Origin of the sequence: Enterobacter cloacae complex sp. 342H5 (genome assembly GCF_050030905.1) — a bacterium.
In the GTDB taxonomy this organism is placed as follows: domain Bacteria; phylum Pseudomonadota; class Gammaproteobacteria; order Enterobacterales; family Enterobacteriaceae; genus Enterobacter; species Enterobacter intestinihominis.
Window position 1 is genome coordinate 4,004,225 of record NZ_JBLGVB010000001.1, and the last position, 17,662, is coordinate 4,021,886.

The 17,662-nt window shown below is 54.5% G+C and carries 23 protein-coding genes; 12 read left to right on the forward strand and 11 right to left on the reverse strand.

The features are described 5' to 3' along the window. Together pmrA and pmrB are read left to right on the forward strand one after the other, a co-directional pair. Positions 1–663 (forward strand): two-component system response regulator PmrA, encoded by a 663-nt coding sequence (gene pmrA / locus ACQG03_RS19090; RefSeq protein WP_003861819.1) that lies wholly within the window; start codon positions 1–3, stop codon positions 661–663. Continuing rightward, complete coding sequence (pmrB, locus tag ACQG03_RS19095; protein WP_063163494.1) at positions 660–1,703, forward strand: two-component system sensor histidine kinase PmrB; 1,044 nt, start codon at positions 660–662, stop codon at positions 1,701–1,703. The genes pmrA and pmrB overlap by 4 nt, the downstream gene beginning before the upstream one ends. A gap of 33 nt (positions 1,704–1,736) precedes the next feature. Here the strand turns inward: pmrB and cgtA are convergent, their stop codons facing one another. From cgtA to rplU, 4 genes are all read right to left on the reverse strand, one after another. After that, a complete protein-coding gene (gene cgtA / locus ACQG03_RS19100) occupies positions 1,737–2,912 on the reverse strand; it encodes an Obg family GTPase CgtA (RefSeq protein ID WP_063163493.1) in 1,176 nt (391 codons plus the stop codon). A gap of 15 nt (positions 2,913–2,927) precedes the next feature. Further along, positions 2,928–3,893: a DMT family transporter gene (locus ACQG03_RS19105; protein ID WP_003861826.1), complete on the reverse strand. Its 966-nt coding sequence runs from the start codon at positions 3,891–3,893 to the stop codon at positions 2,928–2,930. 95 nt (positions 3,894–3,988) lie between these two features. Continuing rightward, entirely contained in the window at positions 3,989–4,246 is a 258-nt protein-coding gene (gene rpmA / locus ACQG03_RS19110; RefSeq protein ID WP_003861831.1) for a 50S ribosomal protein L27, read from the reverse strand. A 19-nt stretch (positions 4,247–4,265) separates the two neighbouring features. Continuing rightward, entirely contained in the window at positions 4,266–4,577 is a 312-nt protein-coding gene (rplU, locus tag ACQG03_RS19115; RefSeq protein ID WP_003025032.1) for a 50S ribosomal protein L21, read from the reverse strand. Positions 4,578–4,834: 257 nt separating this feature from the next. On the opposite strand from rplU, the gene ispB reads away from it, so the two are divergent. Both ispB and sfsB read left to right on the forward strand, forming a co-directional pair. After that, positions 4,835–5,806 (forward strand): octaprenyl diphosphate synthase, encoded by a 972-nt coding sequence (gene ispB, locus ACQG03_RS19120; protein WP_006812126.1) that lies wholly within the window; start codon positions 4,835–4,837, stop codon positions 5,804–5,806. Positions 5,807–6,035: 229 nt separating this feature from the next. Then, a complete protein-coding gene (gene sfsB / locus ACQG03_RS19125; RefSeq protein ID WP_022649524.1) occupies positions 6,036–6,323 on the forward strand; it encodes a DNA-binding transcriptional regulator SfsB in 288 nt (95 codons plus the stop codon). Positions 6,324–6,386: 63 nt separating this feature from the next. On the opposite strand, the gene murA is transcribed toward sfsB, so the two are convergent. The 7 genes from murA to mlaF form a co-directional block, all read right to left on the reverse strand. Further along, positions 6,387–7,646: a UDP-N-acetylglucosamine 1-carboxyvinyltransferase gene (gene murA / locus ACQG03_RS19130; protein WP_006812128.1), complete on the reverse strand. Its 1,260-nt coding sequence runs from the start codon at positions 7,644–7,646 to the stop codon at positions 6,387–6,389. A 50-nt stretch (positions 7,647–7,696) separates the two neighbouring features. Further along, positions 7,697–7,951, reverse strand: a complete 255-nt coding sequence (gene ibaG / locus ACQG03_RS19135) for a BolA family iron metabolism protein IbaG (RefSeq protein WP_003861840.1) — start codon at positions 7,949–7,951, stop codon at positions 7,697–7,699. Between the two features lie 126 nt (positions 7,952–8,077). Beyond that, complete coding sequence (gene mlaB, locus ACQG03_RS19140; RefSeq protein WP_022649525.1) at positions 8,078–8,371, reverse strand: lipid asymmetry maintenance protein MlaB; 294 nt, start codon at positions 8,369–8,371, stop codon at positions 8,078–8,080. After that, positions 8,371–9,006 (reverse strand): phospholipid-binding protein MlaC, encoded by a 636-nt coding sequence (gene mlaC / locus ACQG03_RS19145; protein WP_063163492.1) that lies wholly within the window; start codon positions 9,004–9,006, stop codon positions 8,371–8,373. Before mlaC ends, mlaB begins: the two co-directional genes overlap by 1 nt. Before the next feature lie 18 nt (positions 9,007–9,024). Then, positions 9,025–9,573: an outer membrane lipid asymmetry maintenance protein MlaD gene (gene mlaD / locus ACQG03_RS19150; protein WP_022649526.1), complete on the reverse strand. Its 549-nt coding sequence runs from the start codon at positions 9,571–9,573 to the stop codon at positions 9,025–9,027. A gap of 4 nt (positions 9,574–9,577) precedes the next feature. Then, positions 9,578–10,360: a lipid asymmetry maintenance ABC transporter permease subunit MlaE gene (gene mlaE / locus ACQG03_RS19155; protein ID WP_003861848.1), complete on the reverse strand. Its 783-nt coding sequence runs from the start codon at positions 10,358–10,360 to the stop codon at positions 9,578–9,580. A 7-nt stretch (positions 10,361–10,367) separates the two neighbouring features. Then, positions 10,368–11,180, reverse strand: coding sequence for a phospholipid ABC transporter ATP-binding protein MlaF (gene mlaF, locus ACQG03_RS19160; RefSeq protein WP_063163491.1), 813 nt, complete (start codon positions 11,178–11,180; stop codon positions 10,368–10,370). A 227-nt stretch (positions 11,181–11,407) separates the two neighbouring features. On the opposite strand from mlaF, the gene ACQG03_RS19165 reads away from it, so the two are divergent. Genes ACQG03_RS19165 through hpf form a run of 8 tightly spaced genes read left to right on the forward strand, consistent with a single transcriptional unit; the run spans position 11,408 to position 17,584 of the window. Then, positions 11,408–12,385: a calcium/sodium antiporter gene (locus ACQG03_RS19165; protein WP_003861852.1), complete on the forward strand. Its 978-nt coding sequence runs from the start codon at positions 11,408–11,410 to the stop codon at positions 12,383–12,385. A 13-nt stretch (positions 12,386–12,398) separates the two neighbouring features. Beyond that, positions 12,399–13,385, forward strand: coding sequence for an arabinose-5-phosphate isomerase KdsD (gene kdsD, locus ACQG03_RS19170; protein WP_003861853.1), 987 nt, complete (start codon positions 12,399–12,401; stop codon positions 13,383–13,385). A 14-nt stretch (positions 13,386–13,399) separates the two neighbouring features. Next, positions 13,400–13,966: a 3-deoxy-manno-octulosonate-8-phosphatase KdsC gene (gene kdsC / locus ACQG03_RS19175; protein WP_063163490.1), complete on the forward strand. Its 567-nt coding sequence runs from the start codon at positions 13,400–13,402 to the stop codon at positions 13,964–13,966. Further along, entirely contained in the window at positions 13,963–14,538 is a 576-nt protein-coding gene (gene lptC / locus ACQG03_RS19180; RefSeq protein ID WP_022649529.1) for an LPS export ABC transporter periplasmic protein LptC, read from the forward strand. The genes kdsC and lptC overlap by 4 nt, the downstream gene beginning before the upstream one ends. Next, the gene (lptA, locus tag ACQG03_RS19185; protein WP_006812136.1) at positions 14,507–15,061 is read left to right on the forward strand and encodes a lipopolysaccharide ABC transporter substrate-binding protein LptA; all 555 of its coding nucleotides are present in this window, start codon (positions 14,507–14,509) and stop codon (positions 15,059–15,061) included. The genes lptC and lptA overlap by 32 nt, the downstream gene beginning before the upstream one ends. 6 nt (positions 15,062–15,067) lie before the next feature. Beyond that, complete coding sequence (gene lptB / locus ACQG03_RS19190) at positions 15,068–15,793, forward strand: LPS export ABC transporter ATP-binding protein (RefSeq protein WP_003861862.1); 726 nt, start codon at positions 15,068–15,070, stop codon at positions 15,791–15,793. Between the two features lie 47 nt (positions 15,794–15,840). Next, a complete protein-coding gene (rpoN, locus tag ACQG03_RS19195) occupies positions 15,841–17,274 on the forward strand; it encodes an RNA polymerase factor sigma-54 (protein WP_022649530.1) in 1,434 nt (477 codons plus the stop codon). Positions 17,275–17,296: 22 nt separating this feature from the next. Next, positions 17,297–17,584, forward strand: a complete 288-nt coding sequence (hpf, locus tag ACQG03_RS19200) for a ribosome hibernation promoting factor (RefSeq protein ID WP_014171818.1) — start codon at positions 17,297–17,299, stop codon at positions 17,582–17,584. Positions 17,585–17,662 lie beyond the last annotated feature (78 nt).

The following is a 17,662-nucleotide window of genomic DNA, read 5'->3' on the forward strand; positions in this document are numbered from 1 at the left end:
ATGAAACTACTGATAGTTGAAGACGATCTGTTATTACAGGAAGGGTTAGCGCTGGCGCTGGGGAATGAGGGCTACGCCCTGGATTGTGCCGCCACGGCGGCTGAAGCAGATGCCTTGATCCAGAGCGGAGAATACAGCCTTGTGATCCTGGATTTGGGACTGCCGGATAAAGACGGCGCGACGCTGCTCTGCCAGTGGCGTCGTCGCGGAGTGGAGAATCCCGTATTGATTCTCACCGCCCGCGATGCCATTGAAGACAGAATTAACGGGCTGGATTCTGGCGCTGACGATTATCTGGTAAAACCCTTCGCCCTTGCCGAGCTACAGGCTCGCGTACGGGCGTTAATCCGCCGCTATCAGGGCCACAGCGACAACCTGCTGACGGACGGGGATATCACCCTCAATCTGCAAACTCAGCAGGTGCTGCGCCAGTCTCAGCCTGTGGAAGTGACCCCAAAAGAGTTCGCTCTGCTGACGCGTCTGATCATGCGCAGCGGGCAGACCGTGCACCGTGAAACGCTGCAACAGGACATCTACTCCTGGCAGGACGATCCAGGATCAAACACGCTTGAAGTTCACATTCATAATCTGCGCCGCAAGCTCGGTAAAGATCGCATCAAAACCGTACGTGGCGTGGGTTACCGTCTGGAGAGCCAGAAATGAACAGTATGCGCCGGCGATTAATGGTGTTGCTGGCGGTTATACTGCTATTTTTTCAACTGGTTAGCGTAGTCTGGCTGTGGCATGAGAGCCGCGAGCAAATCGGTTTTCTGGTGAATGAAACGTTGTCTGCGAAAGCGCGCAACAACCATGTCGAAAAAGAGATCCGCGAAGCCATTGCCTCCCTGCTGGTCCCTTCTCTGGTGATGGTCGGTTTTACCCTGTTCTTCTCATTCTGGGCCGTCACCTGGATCACCCGACCACTCAACAAACTTCGCGTCAGCCTTGCGAACCGTTCGGCGGATAATCTGACTCCCCTGCCGATGTATTCTGATATGGAAGAGATAGGCGCTGTGACCACATCGCTCAATCAACTCCTCGCCCGGCTGGATCACACTATTCAACAGGAACGCCTGTTTACCGCCGATGCGGCACACGAGTTACGTACGCCGCTTGCGGGGATCAGGCTCCATCTGGAACTGATGGCTCAGTCCGGTTCCCCGCAGGCCACACCACTGATAAACCGGATCGATCAGTTGATGCACACGGTGGAACAGCTGCTGATGCTGGCGCGTGCCGGACAGGCGATGGCCAGCGGCCATTACGATACCGTGAACTGGACTGAGACGATCATTGCTCCGCTTAGCCTGGAGCATGAAGCCAAAGAGCATACGGTGATATGGCCGGCCCACAGCGCGATGACGGTACAGGGCGACGCCGTCCTGTTACGTCTGATGCTAAGGAACCTTCTGGAGAATGCCGCCCGCTACAGCCCGGCAGGCACAACCATTGAAGTGGCATTAACAGCGACGGAGAGCGGTACCCGGGTGAGCGTTACCGATCAGGGGCCGGGTATTGATGAGGCACACCGCCAGTCGATCACCGAACCTTTCCGACGTCTCGACCAGCGCTACGGCGGCAGCGGCCTTGGGCTGAGCATCGTACAGCGTATCGTACAGCTCCATCATGGCTATTTAACGCTGGAGAACGGCGCTGAGGGCGGCCTCATCGCCAGCTGTTGGTTACCGGCGAAAATAGGATAAAAAAAAGCCCCGTTAAGGGGCTTTATACTGAGGTTAGTGCTTGTAGATGAACTCGACGCCTTCTTCGTCGTCTTCATCCCAGTCATCGTCCCAGTCTTCATCATCTTCATCCGCTTCCAGCTCTTCGAGCTGCTGGCGGTGGTAGTCATCCCACATGAATTCAACTTTTTCAGGCTGTTTCGCCTCTTCTGCCTGAACAACCGGATTCTCGATGATAAAGGTCATCACATCCCAGCAGAGATCTTTCACGCCAACCTGGCTGGCGGCAGAGATCAGGTAGTACTTATCTTCCCAACCCATCGCTTCGGCAATCGCTTTAGCTTTCACTTCAGCTTCCGCTTTATCCATCAGGTCGATCTTGTTAAATACCAGCCAGCGCGGTTTTTGCGCCAGTTTTTCACTGTATTTCTCCAGCTCACCGATAATGATACGGGCGTTTTCAACCGGATCGGAACCGTCGATTGGATCGATGTCGATGAGGTGCAACAGTACGCGACAACGCTCAAGGTGCTTCAGGAAGCGAATCCCCAGACCGGCGCCTTCTGCTGCCCCTTCAATCAGACCCGGGATGTCAGCGACCACGAAGCTCTTCTCGTTATCCATACGGACAACGCCCAGGCTCGGTACCAGTGTCGTAAACGGATAATCCGCCACTTTTGGTTTCGCCGCAGAGACCGCACGGATAAACGTCGATTTACCGGCGTTTGGCATACCCAGCATCCCCACATCCGCCAGCAGCATCAGTTCCAGTTGCAGGTCGCGCTTATCACCCGGGGTACCCATGGTTTTCTGACGCGGGGTACGGTTAACGGAAGATTTGAAACGGCTGTTACCCAGACCGTGCCAGCCGCCTTTCGCCACCATCAGGCGCTGACCGTGTTTGGTCATATCACCCATGGTTTCGCCCGTGCCCTGATCGATGACACGCGTACCTACCGGCACTTTGATCGTCACGTCTTTACCGCGTTTACCGGTACAGTCGCGGCTCTGGCCGTTCTGCCCACGTTCGGCGCGGAAAGATTTTTCGAAACGGTAGTCGATCAGCGTGTTGAGGTTTTCATCCGCCTCCAGCCACACGTCGCCACCGTCCCCACCGTCACCGCCGTCAGGACCGCCACGAGGAATATATTTTTCACGGCGGAAGCTTACACAACCGTTACCGCCATCACCTGCCACGACCAGAATCGTCGCTTCATCAACAAACTTCATTTTACTCTCCGTAACTCATTCGCCTGAGCGGGGGACTATTACAACCGCTTCATTTTTGCGCCAACGCCCCCAGAGACGATGACCAATGGCGGAATACATCGCGCCCGCAACCACGACAAACGCACCGAGATAACCCAACAGGTTGAGCATCGGCTTGACGAAGACATCGGGCCAGGCCATTGATAACAAATCTGAAAATAACAGCGTAAACAGCGGGGTAAGCGTGATTAAGGCGCTCACCTGTGCTGCCTGCCAGCGCGCCATGGCTTCAGCCAGCGCGCCATAACCGACCAGCGTGTTCAGCCCACAAAAAATGAGGCACGCCAGTTGCCAGTCGCTGAGCTGGGTAATCACCCCCGGCTTAGCTAACGGCAATAATGCCAGTGTACACAAAGTGTACAGCAAAAAGAGGATCTGCTGTGAGGCAAGACGACGCAATAACACCTTTTGCGCGACGCCATAACTCACCCAGACCGTTGCTGCACCCACCCCAAAAATGACACCCCAGGTGTAATCCGTCAGGCGGGTAAAAATCTCGATCAGACTGGTGTTAAAGAACATCACCAGACCGCAAAGCAGCATGCTTGCCCCGATGATCTGCGTACCGCGCATCTTCTCCTTGAGGATGAATACGCTGGCGACCATCATGCCGACCGGTGATAGCTGACCAATCACCTGCGACGCTGTAGGGCTAAGATATTGCAGGGAAGAGCTGAACAGAATGAAGTTACCGAACAGACCGCCCGTCGCGATAGCCAGTAACACCAGCCAGCGCGGTTTTCGGAAGATGCGCAGCGGTGGCAGCTTACCTTTGACGGCCAGAATGGCGCCCAGGCCTATACTTGCCATCAGGAAGCGATAAAACACCACCGTGGGCGGTTCCATCACTTCCAGTACCTGCTTCATTGCAATTGGCAGTGCACCCCAGCACATCGCGGTAGTGAGCGCCAAAAGAATACCAATGCCGGCCTGCTGCTTCATGCCCGTTTTCCCTACAGAAAATTTTCCGGGTTTCCAATGTAAAAAGCCCCGCAACACGTTGCGGGGCTTTAATCCGTTACCGGACCGAGAAAACCTTACTCAGCAACGATGCTGATGTATTTACGGTTGTTCGGGCCTTTAACTTCAAATTTCACTTTACCGTCTGCTTTAGCAAACAGAGTGTGGTCACGACCGCAACCTACGTTGGTACCCGCGTGGAACTTGGTGCCACGCTGACGAACGATGATGCTACCCGCCAGAACGGATTCGCCACCGAAACGCTTAACGCCCAGGCGTTTAGCTTCTGAATCGCGACCGTTACGTGTGGAGCCGCCAGCCTTTTTATGTGCCATTTAAATCTCTCCTCAGGTCTTAGGCGCTGATGCCAGTAATTTTCACATCAGTGAACCACTGACGGTGGCCCTGCTGCTTACGATAGTGTTTACGACGACGAAACTTAACGATTTTAACTTTCTCGCCACGACCGTGAGCAACAACTTCAGCTTTGATAACGCCGCCATCAACGAAAGGAACGCCGATTTTGACTTCTTCACCGTTTGCGATCATCAGAACTTCAGCGAACTCAACAGATTCGCCAGTTGCGATGTCCAGCTTTTCCAGGCGAACGGTCTGACCTTCGCTTACTCGGTGTTGTTTACCACCACTTTGGAAAACCGCGTACATATAAACTCCGCTTCCGCGCACATCCTCGTATGATTCAGAGTGCGCTATAAATATTCACAATAGGGCGCGAATATTACGCAAAACGCGAGCCTTTGACAAGTGCTACCATCAATACATGAAGAAAAAAAACACAACACGTACGGTAACGTTTATCTGAGCCATTTTTTCAGTACAATCAGCAATACTATTTATAAACCGAAACCCTTTGTGTACCCATCTCGTGTGGGATAAACAGGATAAAAAGCCCGGCTTTTGCGATGAATTTAGAAAAAATCAATGAGTTAACCGCGCAAGATATGGCGGGTGTGAATGCAGCAATCCTGGAGCAACTCAACTCTGACGTTCAGCTGATCAATCAGTTGGGCTATTACATCGTCAGCGGCGGCGGTAAACGTATTCGTCCGATGATTGCCATTCTGGCCGCACGCGCGGTTGGCTATCAGGGAAATGCCCACGTCACGATCGCGGCGCTGATCGAATTTATCCACACCGCCACCCTGCTTCATGACGATGTTGTGGATGAATCAGACATGCGTCGTGGCAAAGCCACCGCCAATGCCGCGTTTGGTAATGCGGCAAGCGTTCTGGTAGGGGATTTTATCTATACCCGAGCCTTCCAGATGATGACCAGCCTTGGCTCGCTGAAGGTGCTGGAAGTGATGTCAGAAGCCGTAAACGTTATCGCTGAAGGCGAAGTCCTACAGTTGATGAACGTCAACGACCCGGATATCACCGAAGAAAACTATATGCGGGTGATTTACAGCAAGACCGCACGTCTGTTTGAAGCCGCCGCGCAGTGCTCCGGCATTCTGGCTGGCTGTAGCGAAGCTCAGGAAAAAGGGCTTCAGGACTACGGCCGTTACCTCGGCACCGCGTTCCAGCTGATTGATGATTTGCTGGACTACAGCGCGGATGGCGAAACGCTCGGTAAAAACGTTGGCGATGACCTGAACGAAGGCAAACCAACGCTGCCGCTGCTCCACGCGATGCGCAATGGCACACCAGAGCAGGCGAAAATGATCCGGGAGGCTATCGAGCAGGGAAATGGTCGCCATCTTCTGGAACCGGTACTGGAAACAATGGCCATCTGTGGTTCCCTTGAATGGACGCGTCAGCGTGCTGAAGAAGAAGCAGACAAAGCCATCGCCGCAATTCAGGTCATTCCCGACAGCCCATGGCGTGATGCGCTAATCGGCCTCGCGCACATCGCCGTCCAGCGCGACCGTTAATCCCCTCCTCATCTCCCTGCGATCTCGTAGGGAGGTTCCAGTACGCACCAATAAATTACATTTACGCGTAAGCTCATCAGGTTACAGGCCGTATGTATAAAGCCGTGCCTTATTCTGAATATTGCTTCTCGTAACATGAACTTTTTAGAACAGATGTTCGAAGTGAGTATAGTAATGCTGTCTTTTCACACGAAACGACGTGGACGATAACGAACACAAGGACAGCATTATGGATACAAAATTCATCGACTGGCATTCTGCTGACATTATTGCGGCACTGCGTAAAAAAGGGACATCGCTGGCTGCCGAATCACGTCGTCATGGGCTGAGCTCGTCGACGCTGGCAAACGCCCTGACCCGCCCATGGCCGAAGGGGGAACTGATTATTGCGACGGCGCTGGATACGCATCCGTGGGTGATATGGCCGTCACGCTATCACGATCCCATTACTCATGAATTTATCGACAGAACGCGCATGATGCGCCAGAGCAAAGCGAAGAAAGCACATCAGGACTGATGCACCCGGATTTACAGGAACAGCAATCCCCCGGCCTGTTCTGGCAGGGGGGTGCCGGAACGATTACTCGCCCTTCACACGCTCGATATTCGCACCCAGCGCGCGCAGTTTGTCTTCAATACGCTCGTAACCACGATCGATGTGGTAGATACGATCGACAACGGTAGTCCCTTCTGCAATACAACCTGCCAGTACGAGGCTCGCAGACGCGCGCAGATCGGTCGCCATCACCTGCGCACCGGACAGTTTTTCAACGCCGTGGCAAATGACCGTGTTGCTTTCAATCTCAGCATGCGCACCCATACGGATCAGTTCCGGTACGTGCATGAAACGGTTTTCGAAGATAGTTTCCGTGATGAAGCCTGTGCCTTCGGCCACAAGGTTCAACAGGGTGAACTGTGCCTGCATATCCGTCGGGAATGCCGGATGTGGCGCAGTGCGCACGTTAACGGCTTTAGGACGCTGCCCGTGCATATCGAGGCTGATCCAGTCTTCACCAATTTCAATGTCCGCACCCGCATCGCGCAGTTTCGCCAGCACCGCATCCAGGGTATCCGGTTGTGCGTTACGACAAACAATCTTACCGCCAGAAATGGCAGCCGCTACCAGGAAAGTACCGGTTTCGATACGGTCTGGCAGTACGCGGTACACACCACCACCCAGACGTTCAACGCCTTCGATGGTGATACGGTCTGTGCCCTGCCCGCTGATCTTCGCCCCCAGCGCGACCAGGAAGTTCGCGGTATCCACGATTTCCGGCTCTCGGGCGGCGTTTTCGATGATGGTAGTGCCTTCTGCCAGCGTAGCAGCCGACATGATGGTTACCGTTGCGCCCACGCTCACTTTGTCCATGACAATGTGCGCGCCTTTCAGGCGACCATTGACGGACGCTTTAACGTACCCCTCTTCCAGCTTGATCTCCGCGCCCAGCTTTTCCAGACCGAAGATATGCAGGTCGACTGGACGGGCGCCGATAGCGCATCCGCCCGGCAGTGAAACCTGTCCCTGACCGAAACGCGCCACCAGCGGGCCAAGCGCCCAGATGGAAGCACGCATGGTTTTCACCAGCTCATAAGGCGCTGAGAAGTTGTTCACGTTGCTGGCATCGATCCAGACGGAACCGTTACGCTCCACTTTGGTGCCCAACTGGCCGAGCAACTTCATGGTCGTGTCGATATCTTTCAGCTTCGGTACGTTCTGGATCTCTACCGGCTCTTCTGCGAGCAGCGCAGCGAAAAGAATGGGCAGCGCGGCGTTTTTAGCGCCAGAAATTGTGACTTCGCCCTGGAGACGCGTGGGTCCCTGTACACGAAATTTATCCATCGTTTGCTCTCTTATAAATTCAACCGTGCTGCGGGCGCTTCGCCCTCAGCTCAAAAACCGTTTAGTTTGCGATCGCGTGCCCACTCCTGTGGGGTGAACGCTTTAATCGACAGGGCGTGGATGCGGTTATCCGCAATGTATTCCATCAGCGGCGCGTACACAGCCTGCTGTTTCTTCACGCGACTCATTCCGTCGAACATCTCACCCACAGCAATAACCTGGAAGTGACTGCCATCGCCAGAGACGTGGGCTTCCTGAAGGGAGAGTGCATTCATCAGCACTGTCTGGATTTCATTATTTTCCATGGGGTCTACATCATCTGATAGTGAAAACAAGCTCAACATCTTAGAGCAAAGTGGCGCGGTCTTAAACAAGCAAAAAGCCCCGACGCGTAAACTGTCGGGGCTTTCGGAAGTAACGTACTGAAAAAGTTAGCGAGGTAATACGTCTTCAGGCAAATTGTAAAGCTGTGCAAGGGTTACGACATTATCGCTTACCCCCGTCAGGGTGACGCTACTCCCCTGCTTTTTGCCCGTGGCCACCAGGTGCGCCAGCAGGGCGATACCGGCGGTATCTACCCGCGTGACGCCATGGAGATCAATCAACGTCACGCCCTGCATCGCGTTATGGCGAGCGTCCCACAGCGGGTTAAGCAGATCCTGATCCAGCTCTCCCGTCAGCGTCAACGTCTCGCCGTCACGCGCCCAGCTAAGCTGCTGTGACATTACTTCTTCTCGTCCAGGGTAATTTTCTGACGAGAGATGGAGTGAAGCTGAGCCGTCAGGCCATCGATGCCTTTGGTGCGCAGCAAATCGCTCCACTCGTTCTGTTTAGTGGTGATCATGCTGACGCCTTCAGCGATCATGTCGTACGCCTGCCAGTTTCCGGTCTGGCTGTTTTTACGCCACTGGAAGTCCAGGCGTACCGGTGGACGACCGTTTGGATCGATAATCGTCACGCGGATAGGAATGATGGTGGCATCGCCCAGCGGCTGTTCAGGGGCAATCTGATAGGTCTGCCCGTGGTACATCGCCAGCGCCTGGCCGTAAGCCTGTTTCAGGTATTCACGGAACGCCGCAAAGTAAGCCTCGCGCTGCGCCGGGGTCGCGTCTTTGTAGTAACGGCCCAGCACCAGTGCGCCCGCGTACTTGATCTGCACATACGGCAGCAGCTCCTGATCCACCACATCACGCAGATAATCAGGGTTAGAACGGATTTTGGGCTGTTCGTTTTTAAGACGGTCGAAGGTTTTCTTCGCGGCCTCATCCATCAGTTTGTACGGGTTACTCTGATCCGCAGCGTGCGCCGCGGTTAGAGGGGCAATGACCAGCATGGCAACCATTAACAGTCGTTTAAACATGAATGACTTCTCCTGAAATTAATTCGTCGCGCCTGGCGTCGGTTCGACGTTGGTGTGGTCTTCACTCTGCGCAGGGGCATCGTCAGACTTTTTATCATCCCCTTTACTGTTGTAAAGGAACTGACCAATCATATCTTCCAGCACCATCGCTGACTTGGTATCCTGGATTACGCTACCGTCTTTAAGGATAGACGTTCCCAGCTCAGGATCTTCAAAACCAACGTTAAGGGCCAGATATTGCTCCCCCAGCAGGCCAGAGGTGCGGATAGAGAGCGAGCTGGTGTCCGGAATGTGGTTATAGCGTTCTTCGATATCCATTGCGACGCGCGGCAGATAGGTTTTCTCATCAAGCGTAATGTCAGCGACACGTCCAATAACGACGCCACCAATACGGACCGGTGAGCGCGCCTTCAGGCCGCCGATATTATCGAAAGTCGCGTAGACGCGATACGTCGGCTCGGTGCGAACAGAGGTGATGTCCGCCGCTCGCAGGCAGATAAACAGTGCGGCCAGCAGCGCCAGAAGCAAAAACACGCCAACCCAAATTTCATTTTTTCTCGTTTGCATGAACTCAATTCCCAAACATCAGTGCGGTGAGCACAAAATCCAGACCTAAAACGGCCAGCGACGAATGTACGACAGTACGCGTCGTTGCACGGCTAATGCCCGCCGACGTCGGAATGGCATCGTAACCATTAAACAACGCAATCCAGGTAACCGTCACAGCGAAAACCACGCTCTTGATCAGACAGTTCACCAGATCCATCCGCAGATCGATGGCGTCCTGCATGGCAGACCAGAAGAACCCGGCATCAATGCCTTTCCAGTTGACGCCAACCAGCGCGCCTCCCCAGATACCTACCGCCACAAAGAGGATAGTCAGTAACGGCAAGGAGATAACCCCGGCCCAGAAGCGCGGCGAGATCACCCGGCGCAGCGGATCGACCGCCATCATCTCCATACTGGAGAGCTGCTCTGTGGCGCGCATCAGGCCAATTTCAGCCGTCAGCGCTGATCCGGCACGCCCGGCGAACAGCAGCGCTGCTACAACCGGCCCGAGTTCACGCAGCAGCGAGAGCGCCACCAGCATGCCAAGGCTGGTTTCCGCGCTGTAGGTTGTCAGCACCAGATACCCCTGCAACCCTAGCACCATGCCAATAAACAGACCCGACACGATGATGATAAGCATCGACAGCACGCCGACGTTATAAAGCTGCCGCACCAGTAACGGCGCATGCTTGCGGAACTCCGGTTTGCCAACCAGCGCGTTGAACAACATTAATCCGGCACGCCCGAACGTACTGATGGTTTTTAGGCCACGGTGTCCAAGACCCGCCAACGCATTTAACAGCATGAGTGGATTAACTCCCTATTCCCAGTAAATCGTCATGATAGTCGCCCGCCGGATAGCGGAAAGGCACCGGCCCATCTGCGATACCGTCCAGGAACTGCCGCACGCGCGGATCGCCATTCTCCTGCAACGCCTGAGCGCTGCCGTGGGCGACGATCTTTTTGTCAGCCACAATATAGGCGTAATCAGCAATACTCAGCACTTCCGGCACGTCATGGGAAACCACCACGCAGGTGACACCAAGGGCGCTGTTCAGCTCCGAGATTAACTTCACCAGCACGCCCATGGTGATAGGGTCCTGCCCAACGAACGGTTCATCGAACATAATTAAATCGGGTTCCAGGGCAATAGCACGCGCCAGCGCGGCGCGGCGCGCCATCCCACCCGAGAGTTCGGACGGCATAAGTTTCGCAGCCCCCCGCAACCCCACAGCTTCGAGCTTCATCAACACCGTGCTGTGCAACAGCGCAGGAGGAAGATGGGTGTGCTCACGCAGCGGATAGGCCACGTTGTCAAATACGTTCATATCGGTGAATAGCGCACCCGACTGAAAGAGCATGCTCATTCGTTTGCGAACCGTGTAGAGGCGCGAGCGAGACATCTCCGGGACGTTTTCACCGTCGAAGAGAATTTCGCCGCTATCAGGGGGGATTTGCCCGCCGATAAGACGCAGCAACGTCGTTTTACCGATCCCTGACGGCCCCATGATGGCGGTGATTTTACCGCGCGGCACGGTCAGCGAAATATCATCAAATATCACCCGGTTGCCGCGAGAAAAACTGACGCCCCGGACATCGACTATATTCGCCATCGTTTGGCTCATTTATGGTTCCTTACTTACCTTGCTTCACTGCTGGCATGAAGCGTAAATCAGCCCTAAACCCCGCATTTTTACAGAATATTCACTATTGGGGTTAGCGAAAGCTGGCATTTGTTTTACTTTTCCGGCGCATAAAGTCAAAATTAGGAATTCGTCACGTCTCAGACTTCATCTGGCGCTAAAATTCGTGCGCAGTGGACCAGCGAGTATACCTGAAGAAAGGACTTTTGATGCTTTTAGCAACAGCACTGTTAATAATTGGTTTACTGTTGGTGGTCTACAGTGCTGACCGTTTGGTCTTTGCCGCATCCATTCTCTGTCGACTCATTGGCATGCCGCCCATCATTATTGGGATGACGGTGGTCAGTGTAGGCACATCGCTTCCTGAAATCATCGTTTCTGTTTCAGCCTCGTTGCATGGCCAGGTCGACCTCGCTATTGGCACTGCGATTGGCTCTAACATCGTCAATATCTTGCTGATTTTAGGCTTAGCCGCATTACTGCATCCATTTCGCGTACATTCCGATGTTTTGCGTCGTGAATTGCCGCTAATGTTAGTCGTCAGTCTGCTGGCAGGCTATGTGCTTTATGACGGGGTGCTGAGCGTCGGTGACGGTATATTCCTGCTCGCCCTGGCCGTGATCTGGTTGCTTTATAGCGTGAAGATCGCACGTCTGGCGGAAAAACAGGGTAATGATAGCCTCACGCGTGAGCATCTCGCCGAGCTGCCACGGGAAGGGACCTTACCCGTCGCCCTGCTGTGGCTGGGCGTCGCGCTGATCATAATGCCAATGGCCACGCGGATGGTGGTCGATAACGCGACGGTGCTGGCGAACGCGTTTGCGATGAGCGAACTGACAATCGGTCTGACGGTCATCGCCATCGGCACCAGCCTGCCAGAGCTGGCTACCGCCATCGCCGGGGCACGTAAAGGGGAAGATGATATCGCCATCGGCAATATCATTGGCTCGAATATTTTCAATATCGCGATCGTGACGGGGCTGCCGGCATTAATCTCACCGGGGCCGTTTAACCCTATGGTCTTCACGCGCGATTACGGTGTGATGCTGCTGGTCAGCGTAATTTTCGCCCTGCTCTGCTGGCGGCGAAAAGAGCAGATCGGCAAAGGCGCGGGCGCGCTGCTGACGGGTGGATTTATCGTATGGCTGGCGATGCTGTACTGGCTCTCGCCACTTCTCTCTGGGTAAACGGAAACGCATTATGTCGCAAATAGAATTGCAGCCGGGTTTTGACTTTCAGAAAGCAGGCAAAGACGTTCTGGAGATTGAACGTGAAGGTCTGGCGCAGTTAGATCAGTACATTAATCAGGATTTTAGTCTGGCCTGTGAGAAGATGTTCTACTGCGCCGGTAAAGTCGTGGTGATGGGGATGGGCAAATCCGGCCATATCGGGCGCAAAATGGCGGCGACCTTTGCCAGTACCGGCACGTCGTCATTCTTCGTTCATCCCGGTGAAGCCGCGCACGGTGACCTCGGCATGGTTACGCCGCAGGACGTGGTTATTGCGCTGTCCAACTCCGGGGAATCGAATGAAATCCTGGCGTTGATCCCGGTGCTGAAGCGTCTGCACGTACCGCTGATTTGCATGACCAGCCGCCCGGAAAGCAGCATGGCGCGTGCGGCAGATATTCACCTGTGCGTGAAGGTGCCGAAAGAAGCCTGTCCGCTGGGGCTGGCACCGACCTCCAGCACAACCGCCGCGCTGGTGATGGGCGATGCCCTTGCCGTTGCGCTGCTGGAAGCCCGCGGTTTTACGCCAGAAGATTTCGCCCTGTCTCACCCCGGCGGCGCGCTCGGGCGCAAACTGCTGCTGCGGGTCAACGATATTATGCACACCGGGGATGAGATCCCGCACGTCAGCAAAGAGGCCTCTTTGCGCGACGCGTTACTGGAGATCACCCGTAAAAACCTGGGCATGACGGTTATCTGCGACGATCTGATGAAGATTCAGGGCATTTTCACCGACGGCGACCTGCGCCGGGTATTCGATATGGGTGTGGATGTCCGAACGCTGGGCATCGCTGATGTAATGACACCCGGCGGGATCCGCGTCCGTCCGGGCACGCTGGCGGTAGATGTACTGAACCTGATGCAGTCCCGTCATATTACTTCAGTGATGGTTGCCGATGGCGACCAACTGCTGGGTGTGGTACATATGCATGATCTGCTGCGCGCTGGCGTAGTGTAATGAAGGATAAGACAATGAGTAATGCGGGTGCATCCCTTGCAACCTGTTATGGCCCGGTGAGCGCCCACATGATGGCAAAGGCGGAAAATATCCGCCTGCTGATCCTCGATGTGGATGGTGTGCTCTCCGACGGTCTGATTTATATGGGCAATAACGGCGAAGAGCTGAAAGCCTTTAACGTTCGCGACGGTTACGGTATCCGCTGTGCGCTCACGTCCGGTATTGAAGTTGCAATCATCACCGGGCGGAAAGCTAAACTGGTAGAAGATCGGTGTGAAACGCTGGGCATTACCCATCTCTATCAGGGGCAGTCTGATAAGATGGTAGCCTTCCGGGATCTGTTGGGAAAACTGGCCATTGCACCAGAGAATGTGGCATACATCGGGGATGATTTGATCGACTGGCCAGTCATGGCGGAGGTGGGTCTGAGCATCGCCGTGGCTGACGCGCACCCGCTGCTGATCCCGCGTGCTGATTATGTTACCCATATTCACGGTGGCCGCGGCGCCGTCCGCGAAGTCTGCGATCTGCTTCTGCTGGCGCAGGGCAAGCTTGATGAGGCGAAAGGGCAATCGATATGAGTAAAACCAGACGTTGGGTTATCATTCTGCTTGCGCTTGTCGCCCTGGTACTGATTGGCGTAAACCTCGCTGACCGCGAAGATACGCAAGCGGAAGTGGTTAACACGAGCGACCCGACCTACAAAAGCGATCACAGCGACACCGTGGTCTATAGCCCGGAAGGCGCGCTGAACTATCGCCTCGTTGCTCAGCATGTAGAATATTTTTCAGATGACGGTACTTCGTGGTTTACCCAACCGGTCATGACCACCTTTGATACGGACAAAGTGCCGACGTGGTCTATCAAGTCTGACCGGGCAAAACTGACAAATGACCGTATGCTTTACCTGTATGGTCACGTTGAAGTCAACGCCCTGACCGCTGACGCGCAACTGCGAAAAATTACGACGGATAACGCCCAGATCAACCTGGTCACCCAGGATGTCACGTCGCAGGATTTAGTCACCCTGTATGGCACAACATTTAATTCCAGCGGTTTAAGAATGCGCGGGAACTTACGCAGCAAAAACGCCGAGCTGATTGAAAAGGTTAGAACCTCCTATGAAATTCAAAACAAACAAACTCAGCCTTAAAGTTGTTATCGCCAGCGCGCTGCTGGCGGCCAGTCTTCCCGCGCTTGCTGTGACTGGCGACACCGAACAGCCGATTCATATTGAATCCGATACCCAGTCTCTGGATATGCAGGGTAACGTCGTCACCTTTACCGGCAACGTGGTCATGACCCAGGGCACCATCAAAATCAACGCCGACAAAGTGGTCGTTACCCGACCGGGCGGCGAGCAGGGCAAAGAGATTATCGATGGTTATGGCAACCCGGCCACCTTCTACCAGATGCAGGACAACGGCAAGCCGGTGAAAGGCCATGCCTCGCATATGCACTATGAACTGGCGAAGGATCTGGTCATCCTGACCGGTAATGCTTACCTGGAACAGCTGGACAGCAATATCAAAGGCGACAAAATCACTTATCTGGTGAAAGAGCAGAAAATGCAGGCCTCCAGTGAAAAAGGCAAACGCGTCACGACCGTTCTTGTGCCTTCGCAATTGCAGGACAAGAACAACGGCCAGGCTCCGGCACAGAAAAAGAGTAACTAATTCGTTATGGCAACTTTAACTGCAAAAAACCTCGCGAAAGCGTATAAGGGCCGCCGCGTCGTCGAAGATGTCAGTCTGACCGTCAACTCCGGCGAAATCGTGGGTTTGCTTGGCCCTAACGGGGCGGGTAAAACCACGACCTTCTACATGGTGGTGGGCATCGTCCCGCGTGACGCCGGCAACATCATCATCGATGATGAAGATATCAGCCTGCTGCCACTGCATGCCCGCGCGCGTCGTGGCATCGGCTATCTGCCGCAGGAAGCCTCCATCTTCCGCCGCTTAAGCGTGTTCGACAACCTGATGGCCGTGCTTCAGATCCGTGACGATCTGACCAGCGAGCAGCGCACTGACCGTGCGAACGAGCTGATGGAAGAGTTTCATATCGAACATCTGCGTGACAGCCTCGGTCAGGCGCTGTCCGGTGGTGAACGCCGCCGCGTTGAGATTGCGCGCGCGCTGGCAGCAAACCCGAAATTTATCCTGCTGGATGAACCGTTTGCGGGCGTTGACCCCATCTCCGTTATCGATATCAAACGTATTATTGAGCACCTGCGCGACAGCGGGCTTGGCGTACTGATCACGGACCACAACGTTCGCGAAACGCTGGCCGTGTGTGAGCGCGCCTACATAGTGAGCCAGGGCCATCTGATTGCCCACGGTACGCCGCAGCAAATCCTCGAAGATGAGCATGTTAAGCGCGTGTACCTTGGGGAAGACTTCAGACTCTGATAGGGTAGAGGTTAAGTCACGCCGAACCGGAGAAAAACGCTCTGAACATGAAGCAAGGTTTGCAATTACGGCTCAGCCAGCAACTGGCCATGACGCCGCAGCTACAACAGGCAATCCGTCTGTTGCAGCTGTCCACGTTAGAACTCCAGCAGGAGCTCCAGCAGGCGCTGGACAGCAATCCGCTGCTGGAGCAAACCGATCTTCATGACGAGGTAGACGCTCAGCAGACGCAGGACACAGAAACGCTCGACTCCGTAGATGCGCTCGAACAGAAAGAGATGCCGGAGGAACTGCCGCTGGATGCCAGCTGGGATGAAATCTACACCGCGGGTACCCCTTCCGGGACGCGTGCAGATTACCAGGACGATGAACTCCCGGTCTACCAGGGCGAAACTACCCAGTCGCTTCAGGACTACCTGATGTGGCAGGTGGAGCTGACGCCTTTCTCCGATACCGATCGCGCCATTGCCACCTCGATTGTCGATGCCGTTGACGACACGGGCTATTTGACCGTGACGCTGGACGAGATTCTGGAAAGCATCGGCGATGACGAGATTGAACTGGAAGAGATCGAAGCCGTCCTGAAACGCGTTCAGCGTTTCGACCCGATTGGCGTCGCCGCGAAAGATCTGCGCGACTGCCTTCTGATCCAGCTTTCGCAGTTTGCCAAAGAGACACCGTGGATTGACGAAGCCCGGCTCATCATCAGCGAGCATCTGGATTTGCTGGCAAATCACGACTTCCGCACCCTGATGCGCGTCACGCGCCTCAAAGAAGAGGTGCTGAAGGAAGCGGTGAATCTGATCCAGTCACTCGATCCGCGTCCGGGGCAATCTATCCAGACCAGCGAACCGGAATACGTTATTCCTGATGTGCTGGTGAGAAAACACAATGGCCGTTGGGTCGTTGAACTGAACGCCGACAGCATTCCTCGCCTGCAAATCAACCAGCAATACGCCTCCATGTGCACCAGCGCCCGTAACGACGCTGATAATCAATACATTCGCAGCAACCTTCAGGAAGCACGCTGGTTGATTAAGAGTCTGGAAAGCCGTAATGACACGCTGCTGCGCGTCAGCCGCTGTATTGTCGAACAGCAGCAGGCATTCTTTGAGCAGGGCGAAGAGTTTATGAAACCGATGGTGCTGGCGGACATCGCCCAGGCCGTCGAGATGCATGAATCAACCATTTCCCGCGTGACCACGCAGAAGTATCTGCACAGCCCACGCGGTATTTTTGAGCTTAAGTATTTCTTCTCCAGCCACGTGAACACCGAAGGCGGCGGCGAAGCCTCGTCAACAGCTATTCGCGCACTGGTGAAGAAGTTGATCGCCGCGGAGAACCCCGCGAAGCCACTCAGTGACAGTAAGTTAACCACCATGCTGTCCGATCAGGGTATTATGGTGGCACGCCGTACTGTCGCGAAGTATCGAGAGTCTTTATCCATTCCGCCGTCTAACCAGCGTAAACAACTGGTTTGACACAACCGATAAGGAAGACACTATGCAGCTCAATATCACCGGACATAACGTCGAAATTACTGAGGCTTTACGCGATTTTGTAAACGCTAAGTTCGCGAAACTCGAGCAGTATTTCGAGAGGATCAACCAGGTCTATGTTGTGTTGAAAGTGGAGAAAGTGACGCATATCTCGGATGCGACCCTGCACGTCAACGGAGGGGAACTTCATGCCAGTGCGGAAGGGCAAGACATGTACGCGGCTATCGACGGCTTGATTGATAAGCTTGCGAGACAGCTCAATAAACATAAAGATAAACTGAAACAACACTAATTGTCCGGGCAGTTAACGGGTGCAGGACGGCCTGTTGTGAAACACAACAGGCCATTTGTACAGTTAGCGCTTAGGTGA